Genomic DNA, 26,618 nt, shown 5'->3' on the forward strand with positions numbered 1-26,618 from the left:
TCGAGCTCCTTTTCTTTATTAACCTTTAATTTTCTCGATGAAAACTACTTTTAAGTAGTCTCCTTCTTTAAACTGATCAATGGTACGGAAATCTTCTGGTAAAGAATGTTCTTCTAATATTTTATATTTGCCATTCATTTCTTTAAAGGCTGTATCGATAAAGCCTTTAAACTTTTTCATATCGAACGCACTACAATTTGTAGAAGCAACGATAATCCCGTTATTTTCTGTAATAGCAATTGTTTCTTTTAATAAATTTTTATAATCTTTCGCTGCACTAAATGTATATTTCTTTGAGCGTGCAAAGCTTGGAGGATCAAGTACGACCATATCAAATTTCCTCTTTTTCTTCGCTGCATATTTGAAGTACAGAAAGACATCTTCTACAATAATATCTTGTGCTTCATAATCAACTTCATTTACACTAAACTGCTCAATCGTTTTACTTAAACTACGATTTGCAAGATCCACACTCGTCGTTTTGCTCGCTCCGCCAAGCGCTGCAAATACAGAGAAAGCACCTGTATAAGAGAACATATTCAACACGGTTCTTCCCTTTGCATATTTATCACGAATTTGTTTTCGCACGTTACGCTGATCTAAAAATACACCAACCATTGCTCCATCATTTAAATATACAGCGAAGTTCACACCATTCTCTTTTACGATAAGCGGGAACTCACCGCGCTCTCCTGCTACGAAATCATCACCTTCAATGTATTTCCCTTTCGTATCAAAACGCTTTTTCTCATAAATGCCTTTAAAGTTTGCTACTTTTTGAAGAGCTGCTATAATCTCATCTCTGAAAGTGTAAATCCCTTCACTATACCAACTTACTACGTAGTAGCCGTCATAGTAATCGATAATTAATCCACCAAGACCATCACCTTCACCATTCACCACACGGAATGCTGTCGTATCACTTGATTTATAAAATTGTTTTCGTTTATGTAAGGCAGATTTGATTTTACTTTCAAAGAAAGATTGATTAATTTGTTCACTCTCTTTTCTCGTTAAAATCCAGCCGTATCCTTTATTTTGTTTTCCATAATAACCTTTTCCGACAAAGTTGTTCTTCTCATCTACTACTTTGATGATTGTCCCTTCTTCACGAACATCGTTTAAATTTTGAATTGCATCTTTTAAAATAAGTGGATATCCACTTTTAATTTCTTTTATAAATTTCGGTTTTATTTTTATAGTTACTTCTGATCGCATATAATAACTTCCTTTCCATTTGCATGCTTTCTCTATAGGAAGCATTTAAAAAGCGAGCCTGAAAAAACAGCCTCGTTTCACTATACCATATTATTGCTTTGCTAGTACAACTCGCTCATTCTCACACTTAACCGCCACATATTTACTACGTTTTGAAATGGAACTCTCACTGTCCAAAATAATAGAAAAAATTATATATTTCACATTTACCATTGACATTGATAATGATTTTCATTATCATTTAATGTATATGAGTTCTTGAAAATATAGCTACATTTATAGGAGGAATAAACATGATTATTGTTACAAATACAGCTAAAATTACAAAGGGAAATGGACATAAATTAATTGAGCGTTTTAATAAAGTAGGTAAAGTTGAAACGATGCCAGGCTTTTTAGGTCTAGAAGTTCTTTTAACGCAAAATACAGTTGATTATGATGAAGTAACAATTAGCACTCGCTGGAATGCAAAAGAAGATTTCCAAGGTTGGACAAAGAGCGCCGCATTTAAAGATGCTCACTCACATCAAGGCGGGATGCCAGAATATATTCTTGATAATAAAATTGCTTACTATGATGTAAAAGTTGTACGTATGCCAATGGCTGCAGCACAGTAAAAACAGTTCTTTTTTAAAGTATAGAATATGAGAAGCGTTATCTATCACTTCTCATATTCTATACTTTTTTCTTTAATTTCTTTTTACTAATTTTGCGTGTACAACTAGTCTTCCAGCCTCTGGATCAAGCGCATAGTCACAAGTAGAAAGTGTTACAATTTCATCATTAGCCGTCAATTCCGTATCCGTTTTGTACAGTGATTTTTCTTGAATTTCCTTTAAGAACGATGTATATGCTGCATCATTTTCAAAATCCGTTTCAATGTAATAAAAGTCCGTTGTTGTCGTGTATACTGAAAAAACTTCAATGTCGTATCCTTCAAATAATGTATCGTAATATAATTTACGATGGGACATGAAAAAGTCTTCGTCCAACATCTTTTTTAAACTACCAAACATAGAACCGTCTTTCATACGATGACCATATAAAATCGTATTGCGATTTCGAGATTTCACATCATTACGATGGTCCATAAAAATGCTGCCCGCTCTCATATCTTCACCTTTATAATTACGAAATAAATAGTACTCATTATCTTTTGCTTGAACGATTGGATAATTAATTTGTGTATCATCCATCGTAATCCATCCGACTATCTCTGGATTAATTTTCTGGAGATCCTGAAACTGTTTACGTACCTCTCCGTCTTCCGATTTTTCTTCCATTGGACTTCTTTTATAAATATGTTGTGCCTCAGCCATTACTTTACGATTTTCATAATAATCCATGAAAATCCCGCCCAACTCATACATTGAATAGAAAAAGATTCCTAAAAACGCAATTGTAAGTATGCGTTGAAAAAAAGAATTCTTTTTCCGTCCTTTCTTGCTATTCAAATTATCACCTCAAAACGGATTATGCTCAGCCTTTAGATTCCCATAGGTACCATGTACAATCCGGTATCTTCATCCTGCTTTACAATGACATCTACACCATATATTGCTTTAACCATTTCTTCTGTTATTACATCATTAGGATTACCTTTCGTAATGATCTTTCCATCTTTCATAACGATAATATGGTCGCTATAACGAATAGCTTGATTAATATCATGTAATACCATTACAATCGTTAGTCCATACACTTCATTTAACTCTTTCACTAACTCTAATATTTCTAGCTGATAGTAAATATCTAAATATGTTGTCGGTTCATCTAAGAAAAGCATTGGTGTATTTTGAGCTAATGTCATTGCAATCCAAACTCGCTGCCTCTCTCCACCAGATAAAGCATAGATTGGCTTATCACGCTTACTTTGTAAATTCGTACATACTAGTGCGCGCTCTATCGCTTCTCTATCTTCATCTGTTTGCGGAGAGAAAATATTTTTATATGGCATACGCCCAAAGCTTATTAGCTTTTCCACTGTAATATCTGCTGGAGCCTCATTTTGTTGATGGACAACTGCTAGCTTTCTAGCAAACTCTTTCGGTTTATATTCACTAATCGCTTTCCCATCAAGTATTACTTCTCCACTGCTAGGAACGTGATTTCTAGACATGACACTAAGTAATGTTGATTTCCCGCATCCATTCGGGCCAATGATTGTTGTAATTTTCCCAATTTCTATTTCACTACTAACAGACTTTAAACGATTTGTTATGTTATCGTATGAAAAGGTTACATTTTTAATTTCCATGAACTTTATCACTCTTTCTAAGCAAGAATATTAAGAATGGACCACCAATAACCGCCATAATTGTTGCTGCTGGAATTTCGTTAGGTGGCACAATTAACCTTCCAATCGTATCCGCCGTCAAAATTAATAACGCGCCTGCAAGAGCAGAAAATGGAATTAATACTTTATGGTCTGAACCGACTAATTGTCTTGAAATATGCGGAACTAGTAATCCTACAAAAGCAATAACACCTGCAATCGCTGTTGATACTGCCGCTAAGAGTACTGCAATGGCAGAAATAATAAGACGAACTCTCGTCACGTGCAAGCCTAAGTTTTTCGCAGTCTTATCTTGTAGCGATAATAAGTTACACCAAGCTCCTACGAACAGAGCAAGAATAAGACCAATCGTTCCATAAGTCACCATTATTTCTACATCGCCCCACGTCTTCATTGTTATGTTAGAAGTCGTCGTTTGCTTAATACTCTTAATAAAATACCCACAAATCGTAACGAATGATTCATTTAATCCAGTAAACATCGCATTAATGGCAATACCAATTAAAATAATGCGAAGCGGGCTTAACCCTGACTTCCATGAAAACGAATAAACGAGATAACACGCAAACGCACCACCTAAAAAGGCGAATACGGGTGTCCAGAAAAAGAATTGCGGGAACAATGTAATAATAACGAGTGTCATAAAACTAGCTCCTGAAGATATACCGATTACCCCAGCATCAGCGAGTGGATTCTTCATAACAGCTTGAAAAAGCACCCCTGAAACAGCAAGAGCCGCTCCAGTGAACAGCGCAATAATAATACGCGGGAAACGTAAATCTTTAATGACTTCAACATCTTCATTCCCACCTGTAAATATCCCTTGCACAAGTTCAACAATACCTACTTCTAAACTCCCTTTCATCGCTGACAATGATGTCATAACAATGAGCAATGCAGTAACAATGAGGAAACTCCAAGTTTTTTTATTCATTCTGCTCTTCCTTTATATTAAAATGCATCACGGATACATCATTTTTTTCAATTCATCTAACGCTTCAATTGCTGCTAAATTGCCTGTCGTTCCAAATAAACGCTCTTCTAAATCGTAAACACGGTTATTTTTAACCGCAGCAAAGTGTTTCCAAATGTCATTTGTTTTAAATTCTTTATCAAACATTTTTACAACTTCATCAGGCATACCATGAGCTGCTCGTAAAATAATATCTGGATCAGCTTTCTTTAAATACTCTGTATTAGAAGCTAAATATTCTACTTGTTCACCTTGTACAATATTTTTACCACCTAGTTGTTTCACTAAATCTCCAATATAAGAATGCTCTGTTGCTACTAAATAACTGCCCGGCACACCTAATAAAATAAGCACTGTCGGTTCTTTCTTTCCTTTTACTTCCTTTTGAATGCTAGCAACCTTTTTATCTAACTTAGTTACTACTGCTTCAGCCTGCTTTTCACTTCCATATTTCTTACCTAAATCGCTAATAGAACTTTGCATATTTTTTAAACTCGTTAAATCTAAAAAGTTTGCTTTCATACCCACACCATCAAAAACTGGCTTTAATTCATATTCAAGTGTTGTCACAGATAACACTTCTGAAGGCTTTAATGACTTTACCTTTTCCATATCTGGACTCATTGGATTCCCAACTTCAGGTAAACCTTTATATCGCTTCGGTAAAGTTTTAGAACTTGTTGGAACGCCGACTAAATCTACTTCTAACGCATCCATAATTTCAGTAACAGCCACTGTTGTTGCAACAACGCGCTCCTTACTCTCACTCTTTACCTGCTTTGCTGTTTCTTTTTTTGGTGATGAGCACCCGGCTATACTCATTAACAAAATGATAGCCATTAGTACACTTACGATTTTCTTCACTCTCAATCACCACTCCCTTCCATACAATATGAAACAAGTCTTGATGCACGCGAACATGCATCAAGACTCCAAAAATTACAATCTACCTGCTCTATATTTACGAACTAGTAAAGCAAGTGAACCTAGCAGTAACACCATGTATAAACCAAGTTGTGCTGTATCTGCAGTTTTTGAGTTTTTCTCTTTTTTCGAATCATTTTTTGTATCTTCTTTTTTCTTCTGACCATCTGCATTTCGGTTAAAATCAGGAGTACCTACTGTTTTTACATTATCTACTTTCGGTGTAGTCACTGGATTTTTCGGTTCATTTTTCGGTTCCTCTTTAATAGTTCCTAACGCGCCGATATTATTTGTATCAAATTGAATTTGTACATCGTAGAAATGATGGTAGTTCATCTCATCGATGTCTACCTTTACTTTTGCGTTTAATTTTTTAAATAGATCTTCTACTTCAAACTGTACTACTCGCGTATTTGCATTTTTATCTTCGCTTACTACTTTCGCATCAGCGAATAGTTCCTTGTTTTCCGTTTGGAATTTCGTAATCCACGCACTATTTTTCAGCGTCATCTCAATGTATTTTTTACCATCTTTTACGATTAATTTCGCTGGATTTACAACATAGTCATTCATCTTTGAAATCTCATCTGTTTTATCTTTTAATACTTTAAATGTAATATCATATTGGCCATCTACTAAATTTTTCGGGTCAACTATTACTTTCGGGTTATTATTTCCACCTTGGTTTCCATTCCCACCTTGGTTGTCATTCCCGCCTTGGTTGTCGTTTCCTCCTTGGTTGTCGTTTCCTCCTTGGTTGTCGTTTCCACCTTGGTTCCCTAAAGCTTTAATACTGTCTTGATCAAATACAAATTGAACATCGTAGAAATGGTGATAATTCATTGAATCAATATCTACTTTTACTTTTGCATTTAATTTTTTAGACAAATCGTTTACTTCTACTTCTACTACTCTTGTATTTTGTTCTTTATTTTCACTTAACACTTTTGCATTAACGAAAGAACCATTCTTCTCAAATTCAAATTTCGTAATCCATGTACTATTTGTTAATGTAAACGATACGTATTTCTTACCATCTTTTACTTTTAATACACCTGGGCTTTTTGTGTATGTGTTCATCATTGAGATTTCATCTGTTTGATCTTTTAACACTTTAAAGCCAATGCTGTATTCACCATCTTTAAGAGCTTTTGGATCAATTGTTGTGTTATTATCTTGGTTGTCGTTTCCTCCTTGGTTGTTATTTCCGCCTTGGTTGTCGTTTCCTCCTTGGTTGTCGTTTCCACCCTGGTTGTCGTTTCCTCCTTGGTTGTCGTTTCCTCCTTGGTTGTCGTTTCCACCTTGGTTGTTATTTCCGCCTTGGTTGTCGTTTCCTCCTTGGTTATCTAACGGCTTAATGCTACCTTTATCAAATGCAAATTGAATATCGTAAAAATGGTGATAATTCATTGAATCGATATCTACTTTTACTTTTGCATTTAACTTTTTCGATAAATCTGGTACTTCTACTTCCACTACGCGTGTATCAGCTTTTTTATCTTCACTTATTACTTTTGCATCAACAAACGAACCATTTTTCTCAAATTCAAATTTTGTAATCCAAGAACTGTTCGTTAACGTAAATGATACATACTTCTTACCATCTTTTACTTTTAGCACACCTGGACTTTTTGTATATGTGTTCATCATTGAAATTTCGTCTGTTTGATCTTTTAATGCTTTAAAATTGATGCTGTATTCACCATCTTTAATTGTTTCAGCATCTGGTTTTTTATTTTCATCTGGTTTTTCTGCTTCCGGTTTTTCTACTTCTGGTTTTTCTGCTTCTGGTTTTTCTACTTCCGGTTTTTCTACTTCTGGTTTTTCTACTTCTGGTTTTTCTACTTCCGGTTTTTCTACTTCTGGTTTTTCTACTTCTGGTTTTTCTGCTTCCGGTTTTTCTACTTCTGGTTTTTCTGCTTCTGGTTTTTCTACTTCCGGTTTTTCTATTTCTGGTTTTTCTACTTCTGGTTTTTCTACTTCTGGTTTTTCTGCTTCCGGTTTTTCTACTTCCGGTTTTTCTATTTCTGGTTTTTCTACTTCTGGTTTTTCTACTTCTGGTTTTTCTGCTTCCGGTTTTTCTACTTCTGGTTGTTTCTCTTCATTTTTAATTTGTTCAAGTTTATCTTGTTCAAATAAAAGTTGTACATCATGCGTTTGCTTATAATTTCTTGATGCCATTTCGATAAATACTTTTGTATTTAGTTTTTTAGATAAATCGTTTACTTCAAACTCTACTACTCTTGTATCTTTTTCCTTATCCTCACTCACTACTTTTGCATCAACAAATGCGCCATCTTTTTCCGTTTGGAAATTTTTAATTAATGAGCTACTTTTTAGTGTTACAATTGCTTTTTTCTTACCGTTTTCTACTTTTAATACTCCTGGATTTACCATGTAAGTATTCATCTTAGATTCTTCATCTGTTTGATCTTTTAATACTTTAAATGGAATGCTGTACGCACCATCTGTAATTGTGTTAGAATTTGGTTGTTGATCTGGGTCAGGCTTTTGGTCGGGCTTCTGATCTGGATCGGTAGTTTTATTTGGATCTGGCTTATTAGCTGGGTCCTCTTTTTCATTTGGTTTTTCTACATGAATTGGTGTAATGCTATTTTGATCAAATGCAATACGAACGTCGTACTCATGATGATAATTTAAAAAATCAATATCTACTTTTACTTTTGCATTTAATACCTTCTCTACATCTTCTACATCAAATTCTACTACTCTTGTATCTTTTTCTTTATCTTCACTAATTATATTTGTCGCAACTAGCTTACCTGCTTTTTCTGTTTCAAACTTCGTAATCCATGAACTATTCGTTAATGTAAAGGATACTTTCTTTTTCCCATCCTTCACTTTTAAAGTTCCCGGGCTTACTGAATATTGATTCATCATCGATTCTTCATCTGATGTATCTTTTAAAACTTTGAAGCCAATTGAATATTCACCGTCAGCCAACTTGGTAGCTGCTTGAACTGCAAGTGGTTGTAATGTTGATACGAATGTAAATATCATTAAAAACATAGCAACAATAATTTTTGTATACCTGTTCAATGGAACGACTCTCCCTTTTGAAAATTATTTAATACTCTTCCCATCAAATACAAAGCGAATATCATACGAAGCATTATAATTAATAATTGGAATATTAATTTTCACCTTGCCATTTAGTTTTTTTGACAAGTCAGCAACTTCAAATTCTACAACTCTAGTATTATCTTTTTTGTTTTCACTTAACACGGTTGTTTCTACAAATTGACCATCTTTTTCTACTTGGAAACTTTTAATAGAAGCACTATCTTTCACTTTAAATGAAACATATTGTTTTCCATTTTTAACTGTTAATGTTGCTGGGCTTTCAAAATAACTATTCATTCTAGACGATTCATCTTTATCGCCTTTCCATACAGTAAAAGCAATATTATATTTTCCATCAGCTAGTTTTGTAGCAGCCTTTGCATCTTGTAAACCTAGTGTTGCGATAAACGTAAATAAAACAGCAAATACGGCAATAATCATTTTAAATTGTTTAAACATATATTCATCACCCTTCAAAAGATTTATTTACTCAATTTCACTTTACGAATTAAGAAAGCACCTGAAATAAGAATTAACGCTGTAAACAATCCAATACGTGCTTCATCGCCTGTTTTTGGGTTATCTGTTTTTTCAGCTTTTCCATTTTCATTTTTTGTTTCTTTGTTCGCTTCTTTAGCTGTTTCCTTACTCTCTACTTTTGTTTTCTCTTCTTTTACTTGTGTATCTGTTTTCGCTTGATCATTATTTTTTGTTGTAGCAGCTACGCCGTTATCGCCACCTACAGCTTTTACATTTGCATCAAAAGCAAAACGAATTGTGTAGTGGTGGTCATAGTTTGCATTTGGTACAACAACATGAATTTTTACAGCTGCTGGTTTGGATAAATCATCTACTTTAAACTCTACTGTTCTTTTATCTGCCGATTCATCTTTACTAACAACTTTCGCATCAACAAAATTCCCGTTCTCTGGTGCTTTAAATTCTGTAATCCAAGCACTATGATTCATCGGAACTTGTACTCTCATCTCACCGTTTTTCACTATTAATTTTGCTGGCTTTTCAAAATAGTCATTTGCCATTGAAGCTGAATCATTTTCCGCTTTTTGAATTACGTAATTAATATCGTAAGTACCATCAGCTAGTTTTGCTGAAGCATTCCCGTATGGCATTACAAGAAAAGCTAGCATACATACGAACGTTATAATAAAAGCGGGTAATACAGAAACCTTTTTCATTTTTCTTGTTTCCTCCTTTGTTATCTTTCACTTCACTTTTTGAAAATGATAATTATTCTCAATTTATAAGAAAAAAAATAATCTCTTCTACCTATTATTTAATTAGCATTCTTTTATGTAATATAAGTATTATTGATTATCATTCTCATTGAATGTTAAAAATAATATCTCACCCTATTCCTTATATGAAGGCATAGAAACTGAGAAAAAATTTCAAGACTTATTTATTGATTATCATTCTCAATATAAATCAAAAAAAATAAACTATCTCTTCTCCTCTTCTTTCACCTCTTTCCCCTAACAACACTTTAGTTATAGAAAACCCTTTTCCCTCACTTCCCTTCCAATATTTCCACAACTAAGTCAATCTTAGCCTACTCATAAATTTTTTGTCAACTATATTACGTATAAAATTTTTAATATCTGAATTTCTCTATATGTGGCTTTTTCTACAAAAAAAGAGACTTTCTATTATAGAAAGCCTCTTTTCTCTATTTTTCTACAGCAATTTCCTGCTTTTGAAACTTAGAAACTATATAACCAAATCCTATACCGATTATGCCTGGAACTAACCAACCAATTCCTACACTATATAATGGAATCTTATCTAAAATAGGTGCTAGCGCTGCAATTTGAAGGTTTGCATTGTGTAACCCATCAAAGAAACTTATTGCAAATGCTCCTACAATCCCGCCCACATACATCGCTAATGGAAGACGAACGTAGTTTTCAACAAGTGATAATACGATAAGTACGATTCCAATTGGATAAATGGCGATTAAGATTGGTAATGCTAATGCATTTAACTGAGTTAACCCAAGGTTTGCTACCATAAATGCTAATACACAGAAAATGAAAACGACTTTTTGATAAGAAAGCTTTGGTAATAAGGAAGAGAAGTAATCACCACAAGCTGCAACAATACCTACAGAAGTTGTTAAACATGCTGCTGTAATTGCGATCCCTAGTAATAAAGTTCCGTAGCTACCAAATAAATGATTCACGACATTTGTTAAAATAATTCCTCCGTTTGCGCCCATTCCAAGCGATACACTAGAAGCTCCAAGATACGCAAGCGCTAAATATACAAGTAGTAAACCAAGTGCTGCAATAAATCCTGCAAAGATTGTTACTTTTGCAATACTATTTTTATTTGTAATGCCTTTTTCTTTTAACGCATGAATTACAACATTTCCGAAAACAAGTGCTGCAAGTCCATCTAAAGTTAAATATCCATCAATAAATCCTTTGAAGAGAGGAGCACTATACGCTTCTGTCGGTGCACCAAATTCTCCAATTGGTGTAATAAGTGCTTTACCTACGATAATTGCAATAACTGCTAATAATATTGGAGTTAGTACTTTACCAATACGCCCCACTAATTTCGAAGGATTTAAAGCTAAATAGAAAGTGACTGCAAAGAAAATAAGTGTAAAGATAACAAGTGGATATGACTGACCAGCTATCTCACTTGGTAAAAACGGTGCAACACTCATCTCATAAGCTACTGTTCCTGTACGCGGCACACTTACGAATACGCCTAAACATAAATAAATTGCAGTGATAAAAACAAGTGCGAATATAGGATGTACACGTCCTGCTAGCTCATTAATATCTCCCTTTAAAGCTATAACAATTACTCCTAATAAAGGTAGTCCAACCCCTGTTACGATAAAACCAAACAGCGCGATCCATACGTCCGTTCCAGCACCTTGCCCTAACGCTGGTGGAAAAATCATATTGCCTGCACCAAAAAACAGTGCAAATAACATTAAACTTATTGCAAACATCTCTGAAAACTTTAAAGATGATTTCATTTCTACTAACCTCCTAAAATAATTAATTGACAAAATATTCTGATTTTAAATCCGTCACATATCCTCTTTCAAGCATACTTCCCCGTAAAAGAACGCAAAAAACACCCGTCCCTAACAAAGGGACGAGTGTTGAAATCGTGGTTCCACCCTTATTCTAATAAAATGAATTTATAGCAAAATAAGCTCATTTTATAGCTCGTGTAAATTGATAACGGTTTTATCCGTCAAGAATTACAATGCATCATGTATGCAGTTCACTCTTGAAGTTTAGAGGTGGTAAGCTTGTCTTTTCGTATTAGGAAGCTCACAGCCTAAGGCTCCCCTCTCTGAGAATCGTAAAATACAACTCATGTCCTCATCATTACTTTTATAAAATATCTTGTCGAAACTTGTTGTTTTTTATTATATGGGCTATTTTTTAAAAAATCAATAGTTTTATTTTTTCTGACAAAAAAATATAGGGAGAAAATTTTTCCTCCCTATAACTGCCCTTTTAATATCTCTAATTCCTCAGTTGCAATGTTCCGCCATTTTCCTACTCCAAGCTCATTTAGCTCTATATTCATAATGCGCACTCGCTTTAGCTTTATTACAGTAAATCCGAAAGCACGACTCATTCTACGAATTTGCCTGTTCATTCCTTGCGTTAAAACGATACGAAATGTTGATTGATCGACTCTCGTCACTTTGCACGGCTTCGTCATACCATCTTTAATCTTTACACCGCTGGACATCTCATCAATAAACCAGTCCGTAAAAGGTTTATCGACTGTGACAACATATTCTTTCTCGTGTTCGTGATCACCGTGTAAAATTTGATTGGCAATCGCGCCATCATTCGTTAATAAAATAAGTCCTTCTGATGCTTTATCTAATCGCCCAACTGGAAAGATTCGCTCTGGGTAATTGATATAATCAATAATATTATCTTCAATATGATCAGCTGCTGTACAAGTAATTCCGACTGGTTTATGGAATGCGATATACACCTTTTCTTTCTCTTCTTTCGCAATAACCTGTCCATCAATCGTTACAACATCACCATCGCTCACAAGTGCACCGTGCGTACATATTTCGCCATTAATAGCCACGCGTCCAGCTTTAATAAGGCGGTCTGTTTCACGTCTTGAGCATGATTTTGCTTCGCTTATGTATTGGTTGATTTTCATGTTTTATTCCTTTTCATATATAATAAAAACGTCAATCTATGGCAATATCATTATGCCACGATTGACGCTTTTTCACTTCGCAAAAACAACTAAATAAATAACCCCAATCACCAAAAATATTCCACAACAAGCTAACAATACTTTTGCAAGTTTGTCCATAAACATATAATGGTTTCCCCTTTGTTTCGTTGTTTGCTATTTTAATTCGACAACTGTTACGCCTAGGCCTCCCTCGCCCATGTCACCGTAACGGTAATTCTTCACGCCGCGATGCTTCTTCAAGTAATCTTGTACACCTTGGCGAAGCGCTCCTGTTCCTTTACCGTGAATGATTGATACACGAGGATAACTTGCAAGCTGGGCATCGTCTAAATATTTTTCAACGCGCATCATTGCATCTTCATAACGTTCACCGCGAAGATCAAGTTCCAATGAAACGTGGTAATCTCTACCCTTCACACTTGCGACTGCTTTTTTCTCTGTTTGCTTCGGTGTGTTAATGTATTCCATGTTAGATTCTTTTACTTTCATCTTCAGAATACCGATTTGTACGCTCCACTCTGTATCACTTACTTTTTCAAGTAATTGACCCTTTTGACCGAACGTTAATACTTTTACTTCATCACCTGCGCGTAACTGTTGTTTCGGCGCAGTGTTTTTCACGTTTACTTTTTGTTTCTTCACAAGCTCTGGCGCTGTTCCTTCTAGACGGCTCTTCGCTTCAATAAGCTCATGGTCTTTCACATTTACAAGCTGTGCTTTACGCAATTGACGAAGTTCTTGAATAATACCTTCTGCTTCTTTCTTCGCAGCTTCGACTTTTTCTTCCCCTTCTTTTTGCGCTTTTAATAGTTTTTCATCACGCTCATCGTTAAACTCAATAATTTGACGTTGCAACTCACGATGAAGTTTCTCAGATTGTTTGCGAAGTGCCTCTGCTTCGTTCCAGTCACGCTCTGCGTTCTTCTGGCTTTCTTCTAACTTCGCAATCATATTTTCAATTTTATTTGTATCTGTACTAATATGGTTACGTGCTTGGTCAATAACGCGATCAGATAATCCAAGGCGCTTCGAAATTTCAAAGGCGTTACTGCGACCTGGTACACCGATTAATAATTTATAAGTTGGACTTAATGTATTTACATCAAACTCAACACTCGCATTAATAACTTGCTCACGGTTGTATCCGTATGCTTTTAATTCTGGGTAATGCGTCGTAGCAACAACGCGAGCACCGCGGTTACATACTTCATCTAAAATCGAAATTGCTAGTGCAGCACCTTCTTGCGGGTCTGTTCCAGCACCTAATTCATCAAATAAAACTAAGCTTTCAAAATCAGCTTTTTCTAAAATATCTACAATGTTCACCATATGTGAGGAGAACGTACTTAAGCTTTGTTCAATCGACTGCTCATCACCGATATCAGCAAAGATATTTTTAAATACACAAATCTCTGACTCATCCATTACTGGAATGTGAAGACCAGATTGCGCCATTAATACACAAATACCAACTGTTTTCAGCGTAACTGTTTTACCACCTGTATTCGGTCCTGTAATAACAATTGTTGTGAAATCTTTACCTAGCATAATGTTATTTGGCACAATAATTTCTGGATCGATTAGCGGATGACGAGCTTGTCTTAAATCCATATAACGCTCGTTATTTACAATTGGTTTCGTTGCTTTAATTCGTTTCGCATAAAAAGCTTTCGCAAAGATGAAATCAAGATTTGCAACTACTTCTACGTTTGATAAAACGATATCGGCTTCTACTGCCACTTCTTCTGTTAACATTAATAAGATGCGTTCAATTTCTTGTTTTTCTTTCACTCGTGCTTCTTGTAGTGCATTATTTAATTCTACAATTACTTGTGGTTCAATAAATAATGTTTGTCCAGAAGCAGATTGGTCGTGAACAATACCGCCATATACGCCGCGGTATTCTTGTTTTACTGGGATTACGTAACGTTCATTACGAATTGTTACAATCGAGTCAGACAGCATCTTTTGCGCGTTTGAAGAACGCGTCATATTTTCTAACTTTTCACGAATACGGCTTTCCGCAGTACGAATTTGAGTACGAATACCACGCAGTTTATCACTCGCACTATCGACTACTTCACCGCCATCACCGATGCAATTTGTAATTTTCTTTTCTAACTCATATAAAGATACAATTTGAGCGACATGAGTTTCTAAAATCGGAAGCTCGACACCGTTATCAGCCATATCTTCAATGAAACGTTTCATATTACGACTACCATACATCGTATTCGCAATATCAAGTAGTTCATTCGGGCTTAACATACTTCCAATCTTTGCACGCTTCACATTCGAGCGAATATCCGTAATGCCACCTAATGGTGCACTACCTTTTAAACGAATGACTTTCGCTGCTTCATCCGTTGTATCTTGCATTTCTACAATTTCTTCAAAATCAGTGCTCGGCACTAAATTCTTCACTTTATCACGGCCAAGTGAAGAGGCTGTATGTTCAAGTAATTGTTCTTTTACTTTATTGTATTCTAATACACGCAACGTTCTTTCTAACATGTTGCAGGTCCCCCTTGTGTTACTTATTACGTTTAATATAGTCTAATAAACGTTCAATATCCCATGTGTTAATCACGTTATCTTTTTGAATCCAACCTTTACGTGCTGCAGCTACACCTGTTTCCATATCTTCTAACATTTCAAGTGTATGAGCATCCGTATTAATCGCTACTTTTACACCAGCATCTTGTGCTTGTTTTAATAATTTCGCGCTTAAATCTAGACGGTTCGGATTCGCATTTAATTCTAAAACTGTATTTGTCTCTTTTGCGAGTTCAATTAATAAATCTGTATCTACATCATAACCCTCACGGCGCCCGAGAAGACGTCCTGTCGGATGGGCAATCATTGTGACATGTTTATTCTCAAGTGCAGTACGCAGACGCTTCATAATCGTTTCACGGTCTTGTGAGAAGCTAGAGTGAATCGCTCCAATGACATAGTCTAATTCTTCTAATACTTCATCATCAAAATCAAGAGAGGCATCTGGTAAAATGTCCATTTCAATTCCGCGTAAAATTGTAATGTCTGGATACTTTTCATTCATACGTTCAATTTCTTTCGCTTGCTCACGAAGACGCTCTTTCGTTAAACCGTTCGCCACTTTTAAGTATTGCGAGTGATCAGTAATCGCCATAAACTTATATCCACGAGCACGGCACGCTTGTACCATTTCTTCAATAGAAAAAGCACCGTCACTCCAAGTTGTATGCATATGTAAATCACCTTGTATATCGGAAAACTGAATTAAGTTTGGATACTCTTTAATTAATTCAATTTCTTTTCCATCTTCACGCACTTCTGGCGGAATAAATGGCAAACCGAAATGAGCAAAGAAGTCTTCTTCAGTCTCAAATGTTTTCACTTCACCTGTTTCCAAGTTCTCTACACCGTACTCACTAATTTTCTCGCCTTTATCTTTTGCGATTTGACGCATTTTTACGTTATGATCTTTTGATCCTGTGAAATGGTGAAGAGTTGTAATAAACTCTTCTGGTTTTACTAAACGGAAATCAATTGAAATATCATATTCATATTGAAGACGGACAGAAACTTTCGTATCTCCACTTGCTATTACTTCAATCATATTATCAAATTGTAGTAAATGCTCACGTACCGCTGCTGGTTCTGTCGTTGCAATGATAAAATCTAAATCTTTCACTGTTTCACGAACACGGCGCAAACTACCAGCGCGAGAGAAACGAATTACTTCAGCAATATTCGACAATTTCTCCTCTATTTCCCCGGCAATAGGCAATACCATCGCAATTGGTAAACGCTCTGGACGAGAGCCTACTTGATCGATTGCTTCTAATATTTTCTCTTCTGTCTTCTTACCGAAACCTGCTAAAGCCTGTACTTTATTTTCCTCACAAACAGCTTTTAGCGATTCCATATCAACAACACCAAGTTCTTTATATAACTTAGCCACCTTTTTACCACCAAGTCCTGGTAGTTTTAATAACGGCAATAAGCTACTTGGTACTTCTTTCTCAAGTTCTTGCAATACTTCAGATGTTCCCGATTCTATATATTCTTGAATAACGGCTGCTGTTCCTTTTCCGATTCCTGGAATCTTTGTGAAATCTTCAATTTCAGAAAGACTACGATCGTCACTTTCCAATGCTGCTGCCGCTTTACGAAATGCAGATATTTTAAATGGATTCGCACCCTTTAGTTCCATAAAAAGCCCGATTGTCTCTAATAATTTGATAACTTGTTTTTTATTTACTTTCATCATTGCCCCGCCTTTCTTTCATAGAAAAAAACTTCTCTTTCCGAAAAAAGAGAAGTTATACTCTGCTACCTGTCTGCCATAGTTCCTTCACCTTTTCAGATAGAATCGGTGTATCGTCTACAATTATTTTGCTAATTGATGATTTTTGTAATGGTGTTTGTACTTGTTCAATCGGAAGAATATTTCCAATGATAATTAAGACAAACAAAATAATATATACTTCTAAAAATCCGAGGATTGCCCCCGCAAACGCATTTACTTGCTTTAAAACCGGTATTTCTGCAAACATATTTAACAAATTACCAAGTAATGAAAGTGCAATTTTAGTGATAATAAACAATATGATAAACGCAAGCGCTTGATAAAATACTGTCTCAATATTATTTGCATCAATCCATTCTGGAACAGATACGTTTTTATCAAATGGATACGGAATAAATTTCGCAAGTGCTGGCGCTAAATCTTTACAGTACCAGTATGCAACAAGGTATGCGATAATAAAGCTTGTTAACTTTACAAGTTGCAGAATAAACCCTCTGCGTAAGCCGAGGAAAAATCCCATAACAAGCAGTAAAATGATAATAATATCAATCATGTTATTCCATTCCTTTTTTTGTCATACTTTCTTTCAATTTCTCATGTTCTTCTTTTAATTTTATGTAATCGTGTATGACGTTTACCGCCGTCAATACCGCTAGTCTACTCGTGTCAAGCGAAGGATTCTTGGCATTGAGTTCGCGCATTTTATCATCCACAATCGCTGCTACCATGCGGATATGACTTGTACTTTCATCGCCAACAACTGAATATTGCTGACCATAGATTTCTACATTAATTCGACTTTTCTTTCCCTTTTGTTGTGACAACTCACCGGCCTCCAATCACGTACAGAATCCTAAAGTTTATCATACCATGAACCTTCATAATATGGAAACAGAAAGAACAATCCGATATGATAAAAATAACAATATAAAAAAAGGGGCGACCATTATGTCAAATTCTATCGTAATTCAAACAAATTCTACAGTAATTGAAGACATGAAACAACAATATAAACATTCGCTTAGCCCAAAAATTCCACAAGGCGGAATCTTCATGGCAAAGGTACCATCTTGCACAATTACAGCGTATAAATCTGGAAAAGTAATGTTCCAAGGAGGCCGCGCTGAAGCAGAAGCTTCTCGTTGGCAAACTGTCTCTCAAACACCGAAAACAGCTGTAAAAAAATCTGTCGATTCCCATCGTTATGCGCCGCCCGCTTCCATCGGTACAATGTCTATTGTAGGGTCTGATGAAGTTGGTACGGGAGATTTCTTTGGACCGATGACAGTCGTTGCTGTATATGTGGATGCAAAGCAAATCCCACTGCTAAAAGAACTTGGTGTAAAAGACTCTAAAAACTTAAATGACGATCAAATTACTGCCATTGCGAAACAACTTCTACACGTTGTTCCTTACAGCTCTCTTGTCCTTCATAATGAAAAATATAACGAGCTATTTGATAAAGGAAACAATCAAGGTAAGTTAAAAGCTTTACTACACAATAAAGCTATTACAAACTTATTAGCTAAAATGGCACCTACAAAACCTGAAGGCGTCTTAATCGATCAATTCACACAACCTGATACATACTATAAATATTTAGCAAAACAAAAACAGGTACAGCGTGAAAATGTTTATTTCGCTACGAAAGGTGAAAGCGTCCATTTAGCAGTAGCCGCTGCTTCTATTTTAGCTCGCTACTCATTCGTAAAACAGTTTGACGAACTAAGTAAAAAAGCTGGTATGCCACTTCCAAAAGGTGCTGGTAAACAAGTTGATATCGCTGCTGCTAAATTAATTCAAAAGCTTGGTAAAGAACGATTACCTGAGTTTGTGAAACTGCATTTTGCTAATACAGAGAAGGCGTTTCGCTTATTAAAATAGTATCGACAAAAACAGGAGCCTACAAACTCCTGTTTTTTGTTTCACCCTACTATTGTCCTTGTAATTATGTCACAACATAAATATACATATTATTAAAATTAAAGAAGATAATTCCTATTACTATTTCTATAAATGATTCTAAACATCTTACTAGGTAATCCCATGAAAGACAATTCAAAATTAGAGAGAATATCCAACTATTAAGTGAGCAACAGGAGTTCCAAAATTTAATCGAAAGATATGGTAGATCATTCCTATTAAATTTTCGGATTCGAAAATTTATCGTGAAACACGATGCACAACAAGCTACAACACTTCTCTGAGGAATTTGAATTCATAATTAGAAGAAAAGGATTGTTTACATAAGGAGGGAATTCATATGGACGCTGTGAAAGTTTAAAAATTATTATATGTTTTCATACACATCGTAGGTCCACTTTCTTACTTCATTATTTCTACTGTTTGGGGCACTTTCTTCACTACTAAATCCACATTGGAAACATATCTGATAGCCTTAGCGTTATGGCCATCTATTACGTGTTCATAAGTTTACTGTGGTTTTTCTATTTCGATCGATTAGACAAAGATGTCGATAACATTACAAAAGAAATTAACGATAAGAAGATGTAATACATGAAAAAAGGAGAGTCGCCAAGACTCTCCTTTTTTATGTTAGCTTCGTTTCTGCTTCTTATTTGATGAAGGTACTTTATGTGAACCTGTTTCATGCGTCGTCGTTCCTTGTCCTTCTACTTCTGGAGAACCAAGGCTTGACCTTGAATGATCTTTCTTCACTTTTTTACTCATTTTATACTCACCCCTTCGCGTTACTTTTTGCTACGGGGTCATAAACTATGCAAACAAAAAAGCGAGAGGAAATCCTCTCGCTTTTTTCATATTTTAGAACTCAGAAGAACCTGGAGTTCTTGGGAATGGAATTACGTCACGGATGTTAGCCATACCAGTGATGTACATTAGGAAGCGCTCGAAACCTAGACCGAATCCAGCGTGTTTTGTACCGCCGTATTTTCTAAGTTCTAAGTACCACCAGTAGTCCTCTTCGTTCATACCTAATTCTTTAATTCTGTCTACTAAAACGTCCATTCTTTCTTCACGTTGACTTCCGCCGATTAATTCGCCGATGCCAGGAACTAGAAGGTCAGTAGCAGCTACTGTTTTTCCATCTTCATTCATACGCATGTAGAACGCTTTAATGTCTTTCGGGTAGTCAGTTACGAATACAGGGCGTTTGAAGATCTCTTCTGATAAGTATCTTTCATGCTCTGTTTGTAAGTCAATACCCCATTCTACTGGGTATTTGAAGTCAGCACCTGATTCTTGAAGTACTTTAATTGCTTCTGTATATGTGATGCGACCGAAGTCAGAGTTAATCACGTTGTTCATACGCTCTAGAACTGTTTTATCAACGAAACTGTTGAAGAAGTCCATTTCTTCTGGTGCATGCTCTAATACATATTTCATTGCATATTTCAGCATATCTTCTGTAAGATCCATTACATCGCCTAACTCAGCGAATGCAATCTCAGGCTCAACCATCCAGAACTCAGCAGCGTGGCGAGTTGTGTTTGAGTTTTCCGCACGGAATGTAGGTCCAAATGTATATACATCACGGAATGCTAATGCATACGCTTCAGCGTTCAGCTGTCCACTTACTGTTAAGTTTGTTTCTTTACCGAAGAAGTCTTTTGATTCATCAACTTGTCCGTCTTCATCTTTTGGTACGTTGTTTAAATCTTGTGTTGTTACGCGGAACATTTCGCCAGCACCTTCTGTATCACTACCAGTGATGATTGGTGTGTGAACATGTACAAATCCACGCTCTTGGAAGAACTGGTGAATCGCAAATGCTGCGATAGAACGTACGCGGAACGTTGCAGAGAATGCATTTGTTCTTGGACGTAAGTGAGCGATTGTACGTAAGTATTCAAACGTATGACGCTTCTTTTGAAGTGGGTAATCAGAATCTGATAAGCCCTCGATATCAATTTTTTCTGCTTTAATTTCAAATGGTTGCTTCGCCCCAGGCGTTGCAATTACTTTACCTTCTACTTTCACTGAAGAGCTAAGTGGAAGCTTTGCAATTTCTTTAAAGTTCTCTAATTCTGTATCGAAAACGATTTGAACGCTTTTGAAGAAGCTACCGTCGTTTAATTCGATGAAACCAAATGCTTTTGAATCACGTAAGTTACGAATCCACCCTGATACTTGTACTGTTTGACCTGCATACTTTTCTGTATCTCTATACAGACTTTTTACTAATGTGTTTTCCATAGTGAAATTCTCCTTTGCTGATATATTTAAATACAAAAAAACCTTTCATCCATAAAGGGACGAAAGGTTAAACTTCGCGGTACCACCCAATTTGTCATAAAGACCAACTTTAACTCGTATGTAATACATACTTCCCGGTTTGTAACAGGCCGGATTCCCGTCTAAGTCTACTCTTGAATACAAGATTCAATTTCGGTTAGCAACTCCAAGGTGTTCTTCACATATACCGCCTCATCAGGCTCTCACCGCCCCTGACTCGCTTTGGATTATAGTATATACTACTTTTCCTTATCATCGTCTTTCATTTTGTTAAACTAAAATTAATGTACTACATTCGAGAGAAAGATGCAAGATGCCAGAAAATATATAAGCGATTTTTGTAATATATCGACTTTCCGACATCTTTCGACGATTGTGCAATAAAAAAATTGCCGGAATGAATCCGGCAATTTTCTAATTACTTACGTAACTCCGCACCAAATTTCTCTTCTACCGTTGTTAATACACGGTTATGTGCTTCTGTTACTTCTTCGTCTGTTAACGTACGTTCTGCATCGAAGTAAGTCATAGAGAATGCAAGTGATTTCTTGCCTTCTTCCATTTTTTCACCTTCGTATAAGTCGAATAGTGTTACGTCTTTCAGAAGTTCTCCGCCAGCTTCAGCAATGACTTGCTTCATTTCACCAGCTTTTGTTTCTTTTGTTACTACAACAGCCATGTCACGTGTCATAGATGGGAAACGCGGAATTGCTGAGTAGTAAGTTTCTTCAGCGTCTGCACCGAATACTTTTACAAGAGATAGTTCAAATACGAATGTATTTTTCACATCTAATTGTTTTTCTGCTTCTGGGTGCAATTGACCGATGAAACCAATTACTTCGCCATCTAATACGATGTCAGCTGTACGGCCTGGGTGCATACCTTCACGTTTTGCTGGTGCATATGTGATTTGGTTTGAAACGCCAAGTACGTCAAATAGTCCTTCTAGTACACCTTTCATAACGAAGAAGTCTACTACTTTCTTCTCACCTTGCCATGCATGGTGAAGGGCAAGACCTGTCATAACACCTGCAAGGTGTTGTTCTTCTTTCGGAAGTTCTCCTGCTTCTGTTGGTAAGAAGATAGAACCTACTTCGTATAAAGCAACGCTGTCGTTTTTACGAGCAACATTGTATGAAACTGCTTCTAGCAATTGTGGCACTAAGCTTAAACGAAGTTGGCTACGCTCTTCGCTCATTGGAAGCGCAAGGTTTACAGGTGCTTTTTCGTTTGGCTCAACCATGTATTGTTTCGCTTTGTCAGCGCTTGTTAATGAATACGTGATTGCTTCATATAAACCAGCACCCTCTAAGAAGCGACGTACTTTACGACGTTTCGTTTGTGCTGATGTTAATTTACCACGAGTCATCGTTCCAGAAGGTAATGTAACTGGAATGTGGTCATAACCGTATAGACGGCCCACTTCTTCTACTAAGTCTTCTGAAATTGTAATATCAGGACGACGTGCTGGTACATTTACATGGAATGTTCCTTCTACTTCTGTGAATGGGAATTTCAAGTTTGTAAACATTGTACCCATTTCACTCGCAGAAATATTTGTACCTAATACACGGTTTACTTTTTCAGCAGTAACAGATACTGTACGCTCTTGTACTTGTAAGTTGTCAGCTTCTACTACACCTTCAAGTGCTTCACCGCCAGCATATTTCGCCATTAAAGCAGCTGCGTGTTGAATTGCTTCAAATGTACGTGTTGGGTCGATTCCTTTTTCGAAACGTGCACTTGATTCACTACGAAGACCTAAGTCTTTTGATGTACGACGCACTGTTTGACCTGCAAAGTATGCAGACTCAATTAGAACGTTTACTGTCTCATTTGTAACTTCAGAATCCGCTCCGCCCATTACACCAGCAACAGCTAAAGCTTTTGTTCCGTTTGTAATTACAAGGTGGTGGCTTTGTAATGTACGCTCTTGATCATCTAACGTTTCAATTTTTTCGCCTTCTTTTGCAAGACGAACAACGATTTCTTTTGAACCTAATTTATCGTAATCGAATGCATGTAACGGTTGACCGTATTCCATTAAAATGTAGTTTGTAATATCAACTACGTTGCTAATTGGACGAATGCCAGCTGCCATAAGGCGAGTTTGCATCCACATTGGTGATGGACCAATCTTTACGTTTTTAACCATTTTTGCAATGTATAATGGGTTTTCTTCTTTCGCTTCTACATTTACAGAAATATAATCAGAAGTTTTTTCTGCTGTTTCTTGTAATTCGATAGCTGGAAGTTTTACTTCTCGGCCGTAAATAGCAGCCACTTCATATGCAACACCTAACATGTTTAAGCAATCTGCACGGTTTGGTGTTAAACCAAGCTCAAGTACTTCATCGTGTAAGTTTAAAATTTCAAGTGCATCTGCACCAACTTCAGCGTCACTTGGGAAGATGAAGATACCATCTGCATATTCTTTTGAAACTAACTTTCCATCAATGCCAAGCTCTTGAAGAGCACAAACCATACCGTGAGAAGCTTCACCACGTAGTTTTGCTTTTTTAATTTTGAAGTTACCAGGAAGTACAGCACCAACTTTTGCAACTGGTACTTTTAAACCTTTTGCAATATTAGCAGCTCCACAAATAATTTGAACTGGCTCTTCTTCACCGATATCGATTAAGCATTTGCTTAATTTATCAGCTTCTGGGTGTTTTTCACATTCTAATACGTGACCAACTACAACACCTTTTACACCTTTATTTAATAATTCAACGCCTTCTACTTCAATACCACTTTTCGTGATTTTATCTGCTAGTTCTTGTGCTGTTACATCTTTAATATCTACATACTCTTGTAACCAACGATATGATACGAACATATTTATCCTCTCCTTCCCTTACGCTCGTTTGAATTGTTGTAGGAAACGTACATCATTTGTATAGAAATGACGAATGTCATCTACGCCGTATTTCAACATTGCGATACGCTCTGCGCCCATACCGAATGCGAAACCTTGATATTCTTTTGAATCATAACCAGCCATTTCAAGTACGTTCGGGTGAACCATACCTGCGCCTAAAATTTCAATCCAGCCAGTTCCTTTACAAGTGCCGCAACCTTTGCCATGACACATCATACAAGAAATATCCATCTCTACAGATGGCTCTGTGAATGGGAAGAAACTTGGACGAAGACGGATTTCACGATCTTCACCGAACATCTTTTTCACGAATACTTGCAGTGTACCTTTTAAGTCACTCATACGAATGTTTTTATCAATTACAAGACCTTCAATTTGCATGAACTGATGTGAATGCGTCGCATCATCATCATCGCGGCGATATACTTTACCAGGACAGATAATTTTGATTGGGCCTTTTTCTTTATTATTTTCCATCGTACGTGCTTGCACAGAAGATGTATGTGTACGTAGTAACGTTTCTTCTGTAATGTAGAATGTATCTTGCATGTCACGTGCTGGGTGATCTTTCGGTAAGTTTAGTGCTTCGAAGTTGTAGTAGTCTTTTTCTACTTCTGTTCCTTCAGCTACTTCATAACCCATACCGATGAATACATCTTCAATTTGTTCAACAACAGCTGTTAACGGATGGTGACAACCTGTTTCAACAGGACGACCTGGTAATGTAACATCAATTGTTTCCGTAGCTAATTTCGCTTCAATTACTGCTTTTTCTAAGTTACCAATTTTGTCTTCTAGACGCGTTTGAATCGCTTCACGTACTTCATTTACTAATGCTCCCATACGTGGACGCTCTTCCGCTGATAATTTTCCCATGCCGCGTAATACTTCTGTAATTGGACCTTTTTTTCCTAAATACGCTACGCGTACGTCGTTTAAGCCCTTTAGCTCTTTCGCTTCTTCAATAAGCTCTAACGCTTTTTGCTTTAGCTCTTTTAAACGTGCTTCCATTTTGGAACCCTCCTAATTTTAAAAATAAAAAAACCTCGCTCCCAAAAAGGGACGAGGTAAATTCGCGGTACCACCCTAAATTGACAGAACAAGTCTGCCCACTCATTAGTTATAACGATCAATTCTGACCGGAACGCCTTTACATATACATGGTCCTGGCGTCAACTCCAGAGGTGAATTCACTTCCGTCTACCATAAGAATGCTTTCAGTCTACGGCACTCTCTCCCTATATGGCGATTTTGTAAGCTACTCTTCTCTATCAACGTTTTTCGTTATTTAACTTTTAATATAATGTACTTCAACTTATTATAAGAAGTTTTTTATTTGTTCGCAACCGGGCTTTGCAAATAATACGTTAAAATCCCTGCTGCAACCGCAACATTTAATGATTCTGCCCCACCGTAAATCGGAATATACAAGTTTTGATCCGTTTTTGCAAGAATTTCTTGGCGTACGCCATTTCCTTCATTTCCAACAATTAATGCAAAACTTCCAGCCGGAGTTACTTCACCATACGGAACTCCATTTTCAAGAGCTGTTCCATATACAGGAACGTTATTTTCTTTTAACTTGTCTACCCATTCTTCTAAGTTCCCTTTTACAATTGGTAAGTGGAAAATAGAGCCTTGTGTAGAGCGGAGTACTTTACTATTGTAAACATCAACACAACCTTCTCCAAGCACAACGGCGTGAATACCAGCTGCATCAGCTGTACGAATAATTGTTCCTAAATTACCTGGGTCTTGCAGGCCATCTAATAAAAGGAATTTCCCATCAGTAAGAGCTACTTCTTTCTCATGCTTCTCACAAACAGCAAATACACCTTGCGTCGTTTCTGTTTCACGAAGTATTTTTACAATCGCCTCAGGCACGATATACATTTCCACATCATTAACTGTCCAATCTTTCGGAAGGTCTGTCTGATCTGAAACGATAAGTTCTGTTACAATTCCTGCCTTCAGAGCTTCCTCGACTAAGTGAAATCCTTCTACAAAAAATAAACCTTTTTTATCGCGTTCTTTTTTCGTTTGCAGCTTTTTCCACTGCTTTACACGCGGATTTTGTACTGAATCAATGTTTTTCATAATATGTATTTCCCTCTCTTCTTGTCTTATCATTATAGCCTATTTTTCATACATATTTACATAAAAAAGAACAAAAACTAACGTCAGTTTCAATTCTGAAGAAGAGGTGAAAGCAATGAGTTTTAATTTACGCGGTGCCGTATTAGCGAATGTATCTGGTAATTCACAAGATCAATTACAAGAAACAATTGTCGATGCAATTCAAAGCGGTGAAGAAAAAATGCTTCCAGGTCTTGGCGTTTTATTTGAAGTCATTTGGAAAAACGCTGATGAAAATGAAAAGCACGAAATGTTAGAAACACTAGAGCAAGGATTAAAAAAATAAGCAATTTGAAAATCACCTTCGCATAAGCTAAGGTGATTTTTTTACGAAAAAAATTTTTCTTCTCCTAAACATTTCTACTTTACTAAC

At 36.3% G+C, this 26,618-nt stretch carries 22 protein-coding genes, 2 pseudogenes and 3 other annotated features; of the genes and pseudogenes, 5 read left to right on the forward strand and 19 right to left on the reverse strand.

Translation table 11 applies throughout. The features are described from left to right. Positions 1-18: 18 nt before the first annotated feature. Positions 19-1,218 (reverse strand): class I SAM-dependent rRNA methyltransferase, encoded by a 1,200-nt coding sequence (locus ACW0JX_RS22085; RefSeq protein WP_459245061.1) that lies wholly within the window; start codon positions 1,216-1,218, stop codon positions 19-21. A gap of 293 nt (positions 1,219-1,511) precedes the next feature. Between ACW0JX_RS22085 and isdG the strand changes: the two genes are divergently transcribed. Beyond that, the gene (isdG, locus tag ACW0JX_RS22090; RefSeq protein ID WP_000587818.1) at positions 1,512-1,835 is read left to right on the forward strand and encodes a heme oxygenase; all 324 of its coding nucleotides are present in this window, start codon (positions 1,512-1,514) and stop codon (positions 1,833-1,835) included. A gap of 72 nt (positions 1,836-1,907) precedes the next feature. Here isdG and srtB read toward each other — a convergent pair whose 3' ends face one another. The 13 genes from srtB to zapA all read right to left on the reverse strand — a co-directional run bounded on the left by srtB (position 1,908) and on the right by zapA (position 17,837). After that, entirely contained in the window at positions 1,908-2,672 is a 765-nt protein-coding gene (srtB, locus tag ACW0JX_RS22095; protein WP_168410179.1) for a class B sortase, read from the reverse strand. A 32-nt stretch (positions 2,673-2,704) separates the two neighbouring features. After that, entirely contained in the window at positions 2,705-3,475 is a 771-nt protein-coding gene (locus ACW0JX_RS22100) for an ABC transporter ATP-binding protein (protein ID WP_069356275.1), read from the reverse strand. Beyond that, a complete protein-coding gene (locus ACW0JX_RS22105) occupies positions 3,465-4,448 on the reverse strand; it encodes a FecCD family ABC transporter permease (RefSeq protein ID WP_001036841.1) in 984 nt (327 codons plus the stop codon). The genes ACW0JX_RS22100 and ACW0JX_RS22105 overlap by 11 nt, the downstream gene beginning before the upstream one ends. A 27-nt stretch (positions 4,449-4,475) precedes the next feature. Continuing rightward, positions 4,476-5,357, reverse strand: coding sequence for a heme ABC transporter substrate-binding protein IsdE (gene isdE, locus ACW0JX_RS22110; RefSeq protein WP_168410178.1), 882 nt, complete (start codon positions 5,355-5,357; stop codon positions 4,476-4,478). A 69-nt stretch (positions 5,358-5,426) separates the two neighbouring features. Continuing rightward, the gene (locus ACW0JX_RS22115; protein ID WP_459245062.1) at positions 5,427-8,471 is read right to left on the reverse strand and encodes an NEAT domain-containing protein; all 3,045 of its coding nucleotides are present in this window, start codon (positions 8,469-8,471) and stop codon (positions 5,427-5,429) included. A 24-nt stretch (positions 8,472-8,495) separates the two neighbouring features. Beyond that, positions 8,496-8,954: an NEAT domain-containing protein gene (locus ACW0JX_RS22120; RefSeq protein ID WP_168410176.1), complete on the reverse strand. Its 459-nt coding sequence runs from the start codon at positions 8,952-8,954 to the stop codon at positions 8,496-8,498. Between the two features lie 23 nt (positions 8,955-8,977). Further along, positions 8,978-9,691, reverse strand: coding sequence for a heme uptake protein IsdC (gene isdC, locus ACW0JX_RS22125; RefSeq protein ID WP_053563579.1), 714 nt, complete (start codon positions 9,689-9,691; stop codon positions 8,978-8,980). A 491-nt stretch (positions 9,692-10,182) separates the two neighbouring features. After that, the gene (gene brnQ6, locus ACW0JX_RS22130) at positions 10,183-11,508 is read right to left on the reverse strand and encodes a branched-chain amino acid transport system II carrier protein BrnQ6 (RefSeq protein ID WP_000842650.1); all 1,326 of its coding nucleotides are present in this window, start codon (positions 11,506-11,508) and stop codon (positions 10,183-10,185) included. 115 nt (positions 11,509-11,623) lie between these two features. After that, positions 11,624-11,879: a binding site (T-box leader), on the reverse strand. Between the two features lie 108 nt (positions 11,880-11,987). Then, the gene (locus tag ACW0JX_RS22135) at positions 11,988-12,677 is read right to left on the reverse strand and encodes a 23S rRNA pseudouridine(2604) synthase RluF (protein ID WP_000700737.1); all 690 of its coding nucleotides are present in this window, start codon (positions 12,675-12,677) and stop codon (positions 11,988-11,990) included. Positions 12,678-12,872: 195 nt separating this feature from the next. Then, positions 12,873-15,233, reverse strand: coding sequence for an endonuclease MutS2 (locus tag ACW0JX_RS22140; protein WP_000893743.1), 2,361 nt, complete (start codon positions 15,231-15,233; stop codon positions 12,873-12,875). A 19-nt stretch (positions 15,234-15,252) separates the two neighbouring features. After that, positions 15,253-16,971, reverse strand: coding sequence for a DNA polymerase/3'-5' exonuclease PolX (gene polX, locus ACW0JX_RS22145; RefSeq protein WP_000867533.1), 1,719 nt, complete (start codon positions 16,969-16,971; stop codon positions 15,253-15,255). A 55-nt stretch (positions 16,972-17,026) separates the two neighbouring features. Beyond that, the gene (locus ACW0JX_RS22150; RefSeq protein WP_000565409.1) at positions 17,027-17,566 is read right to left on the reverse strand and encodes a CvpA family protein; all 540 of its coding nucleotides are present in this window, start codon (positions 17,564-17,566) and stop codon (positions 17,027-17,029) included. Position 17,567: 1 nt separating this feature from the next. Continuing rightward, positions 17,568-17,837, reverse strand: coding sequence for a cell division protein ZapA (gene zapA / locus ACW0JX_RS22155; protein WP_000082701.1), 270 nt, complete (start codon positions 17,835-17,837; stop codon positions 17,568-17,570). A gap of 124 nt (positions 17,838-17,961) precedes the next feature. Here zapA and rnhC point away from each other — a divergent pair, with 124 nt between their 5' ends. From rnhC to ACW0JX_RS22170, 3 genes and pseudogenes are all read left to right on the forward strand, one after another. Next, positions 17,962-18,897, forward strand: a complete 936-nt coding sequence (rnhC, locus tag ACW0JX_RS22160) for a ribonuclease HIII (protein WP_053563578.1) — start codon at positions 17,962-17,964, stop codon at positions 18,895-18,897. 132 nt (positions 18,898-19,029) lie between these two features. Beyond that, positions 19,030-19,263 (forward strand): annotated as a pseudogene (locus tag ACW0JX_RS22165) (hypothetical protein). A 52-nt stretch (positions 19,264-19,315) separates the two neighbouring features. Further along, positions 19,316-19,527, forward strand: a pseudogene (locus tag ACW0JX_RS22170) (hypothetical protein). Positions 19,528-19,569: 42 nt separating this feature from the next. Here the strand turns inward: ACW0JX_RS22170 and ACW0JX_RS22175 are convergent. The 5 genes from ACW0JX_RS22175 to ACW0JX_RS22195 form a co-directional block, all read right to left on the reverse strand. Next, positions 19,570-19,704 (reverse strand): YuzL family protein, encoded by a 135-nt coding sequence (locus tag ACW0JX_RS22175; RefSeq protein WP_000039592.1) that lies wholly within the window; start codon positions 19,702-19,704, stop codon positions 19,570-19,572. A gap of 93 nt (positions 19,705-19,797) precedes the next feature. Beyond that, positions 19,798-21,189, reverse strand: a complete 1,392-nt coding sequence (asnS, locus tag ACW0JX_RS22180; protein WP_406653552.1) for an asparagine--tRNA ligase — start codon at positions 21,187-21,189, stop codon at positions 19,798-19,800. Positions 21,190-21,241: 52 nt separating this feature from the next. Then, positions 21,242-21,493, reverse strand: a binding site (T-box leader). 153 nt (positions 21,494-21,646) lie between these two features. Next, positions 21,647-24,067, reverse strand: a complete 2,421-nt coding sequence (gene pheT, locus ACW0JX_RS22185) for a phenylalanine--tRNA ligase subunit beta (RefSeq protein WP_459245063.1) — start codon at positions 24,065-24,067, stop codon at positions 21,647-21,649. An 18-nt stretch (positions 24,068-24,085) separates the two neighbouring features. Further along, positions 24,086-25,120, reverse strand: coding sequence for a phenylalanine--tRNA ligase subunit alpha (pheS, locus tag ACW0JX_RS22190; RefSeq protein WP_000388220.1), 1,035 nt, complete (start codon positions 25,118-25,120; stop codon positions 24,086-24,088). 44 nt (positions 25,121-25,164) lie between these two features. Beyond that, positions 25,165-25,393: a binding site (T-box leader), on the reverse strand. Positions 25,394-25,441: 48 nt separating this feature from the next. Continuing rightward, entirely contained in the window at positions 25,442-26,239 is a 798-nt protein-coding gene (locus tag ACW0JX_RS22195; protein ID WP_001986644.1) for a TrmH family RNA methyltransferase, read from the reverse strand. Positions 26,240-26,321: 82 nt separating this feature from the next. On the opposite strand from ACW0JX_RS22195, the gene sspI reads away from it, so the two are divergent. Continuing rightward, entirely contained in the window at positions 26,322-26,531 is a 210-nt protein-coding gene (gene sspI / locus ACW0JX_RS22200; protein WP_000009509.1) for a small acid-soluble spore protein SspI, read from the forward strand. The last annotated feature ends 87 nt before the right edge of the window (positions 26,532-26,618 follow it).

Source organism: Bacillus sp. C-3-6, assembly GCF_054509685.1.